At 61.8% G+C, this 859-nt stretch carries 1 protein-coding gene; it reads right to left on the bottom strand.

Annotation, left to right across the window (positions count from 1 at the left end; genetic code table 11):
* Positions 1-131: 131 nt before the first annotated feature.
* A partial coding sequence (locus EB836_RS18055; protein WP_135542831.1) for a transposase occupies positions 132-859 on the bottom strand: 728 nt, incomplete at its 5' end.

The raw sequence follows: 859 nt of genomic DNA, 5'->3' as shown, positions 1-859 counted from the left end.
GGGGGGTGCCCCTATGGTTTTCGTCAAGGGGTGACCAAGATTTCTTCGAATAGTCTTGCCGGCTGATGCTGGGCAGGACTGATTGGTCCGGGACGCAGTCTCGGACTGGACGTGGGTGCTTCGGAACCTGTCTACGCGGCAGTGGCCTCCATCGGTACGTGGAAATAGGAACCGTCACGCAGCATCGCGAACAATACGTTGCAGCGTCGACGAGCCAACGCGATCAGAGCCTGGTTATGCTTCTTGCCCTGGGCACGTTTCCGGTCGTAGTACGTCCTCGACAACGGGTCTTTCAACGCTGCGAATGCCGAGAGGAATAGCGCCCGTTTGAGGACTTTGTTGCCACGGCGGGACGAATGATCACCACGGATCGACGTCCCCGATCGCCACGTCACCGGTGCCAAACCGGCGTAAGAGGCCAAGTGCCCGGCAGTGGCGAAGTCCTTGCCCACGACCTCGGTCAGGATCCTCGCCGCTGTCCTGACGCCGACTGCCGGCATCGATGTCAGGAGCTCGAAAAGAGGATGCGATTCCACCAACTCCTCGATCCGTGCAAAGACCTCGTCCCGCGACGACCTCGTCTGAGCCAAAGCTGTGGCCAGTTGCGGGAGAACGATCCCTGCCGCATCGGTGCCCGCGACCACCACAGTCTGCTCGTCCAAGGCGGCGAAGATCGCTGTCGCCCAGCGTTTCCACGCTCGTGGAGCGTGTTTGGCCAGCAGCGTCTCGACCCGGTGCTTGCCGGCCCGACGTAGAGCCTTCGGTGTCGGGTACTTCACCAGCAGCGCCGTCATTGCAGGATGGTCCAGGTGGGCACCGATGACGGCTTCTAGTCCGGGGTGTATCTGGGTGAGTAGGC

Source organism: Brevibacterium sp. S111 (genome assembly GCF_004745075.1).
Lineage (GTDB): Bacteria > Actinomycetota > Actinomycetes > Actinomycetales > Brevibacteriaceae > Brevibacterium.
Note: the sequence above shows the minus strand (reverse complement) of the source record. Positions and strands in the feature narration are given on the sequence as shown.